The organism is Citricoccus sp. CH26A, assembly GCF_000224415.1.
Lineage (GTDB): Bacteria > Actinomycetota > Actinomycetes > Actinomycetales > Micrococcaceae > Citricoccus.
In genome coordinates, this window is sequence record NZ_AFXQ01000034.1 from 21869 (window position 1) to 28767 (window position 6899).

Below are 6899 nucleotides of genomic sequence, written 5' to 3' on the forward strand. Positions count from 1 at the left end.
CATGACCGGAGAGCAGACCGGACAGCCCGCCCGCCTGCCGCTGGAGGGCATCACCGTCATGGACCTCTCCCGGGCCCTGGCCGGACCGTACTGCACGGCCCTGCTCGGGGACCTCGGGGCGAGGATCATCAAGGTGGAGTCGGTCAAGGGCGGGGACTCCACCCGCACCTGGCCGCCCTTCGAGGGCGAGCACTCCCTGTACTTCGACTCCACCAACCGGAACAAGGAGTCGATCGCGGTCGACTTCTACTCCGACCAGGGGCGGGAGCTGCTCTGGGACCTGGCCGCCTCGGCCGACGTGCTGGTGGAGAACTTCCGCCCCGGGGTCCTGACCACCATGGGCCTGGACCCGGAGCGGCTGCGCGAGGCGAACCCCGGACTGGTGGTCGCCTCGGTCTCCGGCTTCGGCACCACCGGGCCGCTCGCCCAGGCCGCCGGGCTGGACCAGGTCGCCCAGGGGATGTCCGGGCTGATGTCCGTCACCGGGCCCGACGCCGATTCCCCCACCCGGGTGGGGGTGCCGGTGATGGACCTCTACGCGGGCGTGTTCACCGCCGTCGGGGTCTGCGCCTCGCTGGCCGGCCGCGGCGGCAACGGTGGCCGGGGCCACCAGGTGGGCACCTCCCTGCTGGAGGCGGGCCTGGCCATCTCGGCGTTCCAGGGGCAGAATTACCTGTCCACCGGCACGGTCCCGGTCCCGCAGGGCAACAACCACCCGGTCCTGGCCCCGTACGGGGTGTTCCGCACCGCGGACATCCCGGCGATCATCGCCGTCGGCAACCAGGCCCACTGGAAGACGTTCTGCCGGATCATCGGCGCCCCCGAGCTCGAGGACGACCCGCGATTCGCGATCGGCCGGGACCGCTCCGAGAACAGGCAGGAGCTCACCGGGCTCATCGAGGAGCGCCTCCAGCACCGTCCCGGACTCGAGTGGATCGAGGAATTCCGTGCCGCAGGGATCCCGACCGGGCCGATCTACACCTATGCCCAGGCCTTCGAGGACCCACAGGTGCAGGCCCTGCAGATGGTGCAGCGGGTGCAGCGGATCGACGGTTCGCCGCTGCCGCTGTTGCGCGGCCCGTTGAGCGTGGACGGCGTGCCGGCCGGGGTGCGCAAGGCCCCGCCGGCCCTCGGCGAGGACACCCGCGCCGTCCTGGAGGGGCTCGGACTGGACGAGGGCCAGATCGCGGGGCTCGTCGAGGCGGGCATCGTCACCGAGACGGTGCGTCCATGAGCGCAGCGGCACCGGTGGCGGGGGAGCCGTCCCGGCCGGGAGGATCGGTGCAGGTCTCCAGGTCAGGGGAGATCGCCACGATCACCCTGTCCAATCCGGGCCGGCGCAACACCATGACCGAACGGATGTGGCTCGGCCTGGTCCCGGTCTGCCGGGACCTCGCCGAGGATCCGGACGTCCGGGTGGTCGTGGTCCGCGGTGACGGGACAGACTTCTCCGCGGGCGCGGACATCTCCGACCTGGACAGCATCCTGAAGTCCGAGGAATCGGGCCGTCACGACGGCGGCGCGGTCGCCCGGGGTGAGGCGGCCCTGGCCGGGCTGCACAAGCCGACCATCGCCGCCGTCCAGGGGTACTGCCTGGGCGGGGCGTGGCAGATCGCCGCGGCCTGCGACATCCGCCTGGCCTCGTCGGACGCGACCTTCGGCATCACGCCGGCCAAGATCGGGATCGTGTACCCAGTGGCCGGCATCGAACGCCTGGTCCGCATCGCCGGCCCGGCCACGGCCAAGTACCTGTTGTTCAGCGGTGACTTCGTGGACGCCGAGCGCGCCCACGGACTGGGCCTGGTCCAGGCCGTCCACCCGGCCGACACCTTCTGGGACGACGTGGCCGACTTCGCCCGGCGCCTGGCCTCCCGCTCGCAACTGTCGATCCAGGCCATGAAGGACATCGTGGACGTGGCGGCCGCGGGCGGGGACCTGGAGCCGGTCAGCGACCACTGGCAGGAGCAGATGGCCGCCAGCCAAGACCCCGCCATCGGGGCCCGGGCGTTCCTGGCCAAGCAGACCCCGCGGTTCACCTGGAATGGCGGGCCCGACTCCGTACGCCGGCCGGCCGGCCGGGTGGCGGATGCGGGCAGCACGTCATGAGCAAACCCCTCAGGACCGACCCGGTGGGGGAGGCCCACCGGCACTGGACCGAACGCGGGTGGGGGGAGGCGGCCGATGGGATGGCCGCGGTCACCTCGCTGTTCCGGAGCCAGCAGATCCTGTTGGCCCGGATCGATGCCGTCCTGCGGCCGCTGGACCTCACCTTCGCGCGGTTCGAGATGCTCACCCTGCTGGGGTTCTCCAAGACCGGGGCCCTGCCCCTGGCGAAGGCGTCGAGCCGGCTCCAGGTCCACCCCACGTCGGTGACGAACACCGTCGAGCGGCTGGGTCGCGCCGGGCTGGTCCAGCGCCAGCCCCACCCCACCGACGGGAGGGCGAACCTGGTGGAGATCACCCCGCAGGGACGCGACCTGGCGCTGCAGGCCGCCCGGGCCCTCAACCGGGAGGTCTTCGGGGACCTGGGCATCGACGACCGAGAGGTGACGGCCCTCAACGGGATCCTCGCCCGGTTGCGGTACAACGCCGGGGACTTCGCCGAGGTCAGCCCGCTGATGACCCGGGGCCCCGGGATGATAGACGATCCGGCGGCGCCTGCCGGGGAGAACCGCTGAGAGGAATTGATTTTTCGTCCCGAAAATGAGAAAATGAATAGGCCAAATTCCCGGTAGTGCCCCCGAGTCACTGTCGTGTGTCGTTTTGGCCTTGTCTAGAGAAAGGTGCACCCCACCCATGCGTCTGGTCCCCGGTCAGTTCGTCGTCCACCCCCACCACGGACCCGCGGTCGTGCTCGACCGCCAGGTGCGGCAATTGAAGGGAAAGGACGTGGCGTACGTCGATCTGGAGATCCAGGACAAGGGGTTGCGCATCTCCGTCCCGGAGGCGGGGATCAAGGACATCGGTGTCCGTGATGTCAGCAGCCACACCACCGTGCGGAAGCTGATGTCCCTGCTGGCCAAGCCGAGCGAGCACGTCGAGCAGCAGTGGTCCCGCCGGATCAAGGCCTTCCAGGAGAAGCTGTCCACCGGTGACCTGCCCCGCGTGGCCGAGGTCGTCCGCGACCTGCATCGCCGCCAGACCGAGAAGGAACTGTCCATGGCCGAGCGGATGCTCCACCGCGAGGCCGTCGAGGTGCTCGCCGCCGAGGTGGCCATCGTCCTGGACATCACCCCGGTCGAGGCGGAGGACGTCATGGCCCAGGCCATCGACGGCACCCCGCTCAAGGACCTCGGGCTGGACCGCGGCAAGACCACCAGGCTGGCGGCCCAGCAGGCCGCCTGACCTGAGGCTCAGCGGGCCGGGCGGAAGGCCGCCTCGGCCTGCATGAACGGCTTGGCGTCGGGCCCGTTGCCGGCGCCGTACAACTCCACCTGCACGATCCGCAACGACCTCCCGGCATGCCGGACCCGGACCCGTGAGGCGATCTCGCCGCCGGCCGGCCGCAGGAACATCACCCGCAGCGACTGCAGGTCGTATCCGGTCCGGTCCGGCATGGCCTGCTGGGCCGCCAGCGCCGCCATCATGCTCAGGGCGCCGCCGTGGACGGCCCCGTGCGGGTTGCACAACTCGTCCTTGCGCGCGAAGCCCCATCCGGCCCCGAAGCCGTCGGTGACCTCTGGTCGCCCGGCCCTCGGGGCCGGCGCCGTGGGCTGCGCGCCGAGGACCTGCCCGAGGGGAACCTCGGTGTCCGGCCCCATGGGTAGGCCTGCCATGGCTATGAAGTGCCCGACGGCGGCCGGATCGTTCCCGTCCACGCCCTGGAACCAGCCGGTCGCCTGGACGTACTCCCTGCCGTCCGGGCCCCGCAGGGTTCCCGAGGCCATCCCGCCCGTGCCGTCGGCCACGAGGGGGCGGGTCCACGACTCCAGGGTGGTGCCGTCCGCGGGTAGCGGCCGCAGGATGTTGAGCACCAGTTCCGTGGTGACGATCCACTGCAGGCGGCGTTCCGCAGCGTGCAGGGACGTGGCCAGCGTCTTGTCCATGATCACCGCCGCTGCGGCGCCAAAGGGGCGGCCGTCCGGGTCCTGGACCCAGGGGCCGGTCGTCATCGTCCCCGTCCGGGCCCCGGCCGCGCCCTGCTCCGGGTCGCGGAACAGCCGCACCCGCATCAATTGCTCCATCCGGCCCAGCACGGGGACCGGGCGGCCAGTCGGGACGTCGCCCCGGCTGCCGAGGGCGTCGTGTGCGCCGTGGGCCTGGAGGGTGTCGGCTCCCCGGGGGGAGGTCGGCAGGGTGCGGTCCGGATGGGGTGCGGTCATTCCAGCAATGTAGCGGAGCGCCCCCTGGAACTGTCCGAACGGTGCCGTGAGGGGTGGTGAGGGGCCCCGGGGACCGATGCCCCCACCCCCTGAATATAACGAAACGGTAAAGATTCCGCGAGGGTCGTCCGTGTACAGAGCGTTTGCCCGAGCAACCGCGTCAGCTCGCGGAAGTGCGGCCCTCCGAGCCTGCCTCCCGCGAGCGCCTGCCGGGGGCCAGAACCCCCGGATTTCGCGGATCTCGGGTTGAAATCGAAACTCAGCTCGTTAGGTTGGAATGGATGGCAGATGATGCAGACACACCACTGACCACCCGTCCGAACAGCCTCACCCTCCGCCCGTTGCGGGCCGCCGATGGTGCAGCGCTCTGGCAGTTGACGAAGGACTCGCAGGTCCTGGACCTCAACTCCTCCTACGCCTACCTGTTGTGGGCCAGGGACTTCGCCGACACCTCGGTGATCGCCGAACTCGACGGCGAGCCGGTCGGCTTCGTGAGCGGCTACCTGCGGCCCGAGTCGCCCACCACCCTGATGGTGTGGCAGGTCGCGGTCTCCGAGGCCGCCCGTGGCCGCGGACTCGCGTCGAAGATGCTCGACGCGCTCGTCGCCCGGACGTCCGCCGAGACCGTGGAGACCACGATCACCGCGGACAACGAGGCCTCCATCGCCCTGTTCACGCGCTTCGCCCAGCGCCACGGCGCCAGCCGCGAGGTCATGCCGCTGTTCACCGACCGGATGTACCCGGACGGACATGACACCGAATACCTTCACCGGATCGCGCCCCTCTCCGGGCCGCAGATCGACCCCATCCGAAAGGGACACACCATGGATACCACTGTCTTCAGCACCGTCGAGTCCGAGGTCCGCAGCTACAGCCGCGGCTGGCCCACCGTCTTCACCCACGCCAAGGGCTGCGTCCAGACCGCCGAGGACGGCACCGAGTACCTCGACTTCTTCTCGGGGGCCGGCGCCCTGAACTACGGGCACAACCACCCGAAGCTGCAGGCCGCCGTGGCAGAGTACCTCACCAGCGACGCGGTCGTGCACTCCCTGGACATGATGACCCCGGCCAAGCGGGAGTTCCTGCAGACCTTCAAGGACGTCATCCTGGACCCGCGCGGGCTGGACTACAAGGTCATGTTCCCCGGCCCGACGGGCACCAACACCGTGGAGGCCGCCCTGAAGCTGGCCCGCAAGGTGACCGGGCGCCAGCACATCCTGTCCTTCACCAACGCCTTCCACGGCATGACCCTCGGGTCGCTGTCCGTGACCGGCAACTCGATGAAGCGCAAGGGGGCCGGTATTCCCCTGACCAACAGCTCGAAGATCCCGTACGACGACTACTTCGACGGCGAGACCGCCGACTTCCTCTGGCTGGAGCGGGTCCTGGAGGACTCCGGTTCCGGCGTGGACAAGCCCGCCGCGGTCATCGTGGAGACCGTCCAGGGTGAGGGGGGCGTGCGCGCCGCCCGTCTGGAATGGCTCCGCGGCCTGTCCGAGCTGTGCGCCAAGCACGAGATCCTGCTGATCGTCGACGACGTCCAGGCCGGCTGCGGCCGGACCGGTACCTTCTTCAGCTTCGAGGAGGCCGGATTCACCCCGGACATCGTCTGCGTCTCCAAGTCGATCTCCGGCTTCGGCCTGCCGATGGCGCTGACCCTGTTCCGTCCCGAGCTGGACGTGTGGACCCCGGGCGAGCACAACGGCACCTTCCGCGGCAACAACCTGGCCTTCGTCACCGCCACGGCCACCCTGAAGGAGTTCTGGGCGGACGACACCTTCCAGCTGGGCCAGCTCGCCGAGGCCATCGCCACCCTGCATGACGGCCTGGAGCAGATCGCCGACTCCGTGGAGGGCGCCTCGGTGCGCGGCCGCGGACTGCTGGCCGGCGTGCGCTTCGAGGATGCCGAGGTGGCCGGGAAGGTCGCCGCTCACGCGTTCGACAACGGCCTGCTCGTGGAGACCTCCGGTCCCGACGACGAGGTGCTCAAGGTGATGCCGGCCCTGACCACCTCGCGGGCCGAGCTCGAGCGAGGCCTGGGCATCATCGCCGAGGCCGTCACCGCCGTGACCGGAACCGAGGTCGACTACCGGGCCGGTGCCCGCGAACTGGCAAGCGCCTGAGCCACCCTCCCCTTCACCACTGCCGGTTACGAGCACGATGAGTGTCGGTCCGCACGGCGTGTCCCTACCTCCGCCGTGCTCGTAACGGTTCACCCGACCGAAAGGAACCACCATGCTGGTGACCAACCTGAACGACCTGAACGACACCGACCGCGACATCCAGTCCGAGACCTGGCGCTCGCGCCGCATGGTCCTGGCCGGTGAGGGCGTCGGTTTCTCCTTCCACGACACCGTCATCTACGCGGGCACCACCTCCACGTTCCACTACGCGAACCACATCGAGGCCGTGTACTGCGTGCAGGGCGAGGGCACCCTCACCAACGAGGAGACCGGTGAGGTGCATGAGCTCAGGGACGGCACGATGTACCTGCTGGACGGCCACGAGAAGCACACCGTCCGCGCGACCACCGAGCTGCGCATGGCCTGCGTCTTCAACCCGCCGGTCACCGGCCGC

General features: G+C 70.2%; 7 protein-coding genes and 1 pseudogene. 7 read left to right on the plus strand and 1 reads right to left on the minus strand.

Annotated elements, in window-relative coordinates; all coding sequences use genetic code 11:
• Position 1: 1 nt before the first annotated feature.
• The 4 genes from CITRI_RS0114500 (at position 2) to CITRI_RS18020 (ending at position 3345) form a co-directional block, all read left to right on the plus strand.
• Entirely contained in the window at positions 2 to 1234 is a 1233-nt protein-coding gene (locus CITRI_RS0114500; RefSeq protein ID WP_010145639.1) for a CaiB/BaiF CoA-transferase family protein, read from the plus strand.
• Entirely contained in the window at positions 1231 to 2106 is an 876-nt protein-coding gene (locus tag CITRI_RS18010) for an enoyl-CoA hydratase/isomerase family protein (RefSeq protein ID WP_083843468.1), read from the plus strand. Before CITRI_RS0114500 ends, CITRI_RS18010 begins: the two co-directional genes overlap by 4 nt.
• Positions 2103 to 2678: a MarR family winged helix-turn-helix transcriptional regulator gene (locus CITRI_RS18015; RefSeq protein WP_040386571.1), complete on the plus strand. Its 576-nt coding sequence runs from the start codon at positions 2103 to 2105 to the stop codon at positions 2676 to 2678. The genes CITRI_RS18010 and CITRI_RS18015 overlap by 4 nt, the downstream gene beginning before the upstream one ends.
• Before the next feature lie 118 nt (positions 2679 to 2796).
• Positions 2797 to 3345, plus strand: coding sequence for a CarD family transcriptional regulator (locus CITRI_RS18020; RefSeq protein WP_010145642.1), 549 nt, complete (start codon positions 2797 to 2799; stop codon positions 3343 to 3345).
• A gap of 8 nt (positions 3346 to 3353) precedes the next feature.
• Here the strand turns inward: CITRI_RS18020 and CITRI_RS18025 are convergent, their stop codons facing one another.
• Positions 3354 to 4322: an acyl-CoA thioesterase domain-containing protein gene (locus CITRI_RS18025; RefSeq protein WP_010145643.1), complete on the minus strand. Its 969-nt coding sequence runs from the start codon at positions 4320 to 4322 to the stop codon at positions 3354 to 3356.
• A gap of 281 nt (positions 4323 to 4603) precedes the next feature.
• Between CITRI_RS18025 and ectA the strand changes: the two are divergent.
• From ectA to CITRI_RS0114530, 3 genes and pseudogenes are all read left to right on the plus strand, one after another.
• Positions 4604 to 5095, plus strand: a pseudogene (gene ectA, locus CITRI_RS19955) (diaminobutyrate acetyltransferase); the annotation flags it as partial.
• A 51-nt stretch (positions 5096 to 5146) separates the two neighbouring features.
• The gene (gene ectB, locus CITRI_RS18030; RefSeq protein WP_202798454.1) at positions 5147 to 6445 is read left to right on the plus strand and encodes a diaminobutyrate--2-oxoglutarate transaminase; all 1299 of its coding nucleotides are present in this window, start codon (positions 5147 to 5149) and stop codon (positions 6443 to 6445) included.
• Between the two features lie 112 nt (positions 6446 to 6557).
• On the plus strand, positions 6558 to 6899 hold a 342-nt coding region (locus CITRI_RS0114530; protein WP_010145645.1), incomplete at its 3' end, for an ectoine synthase.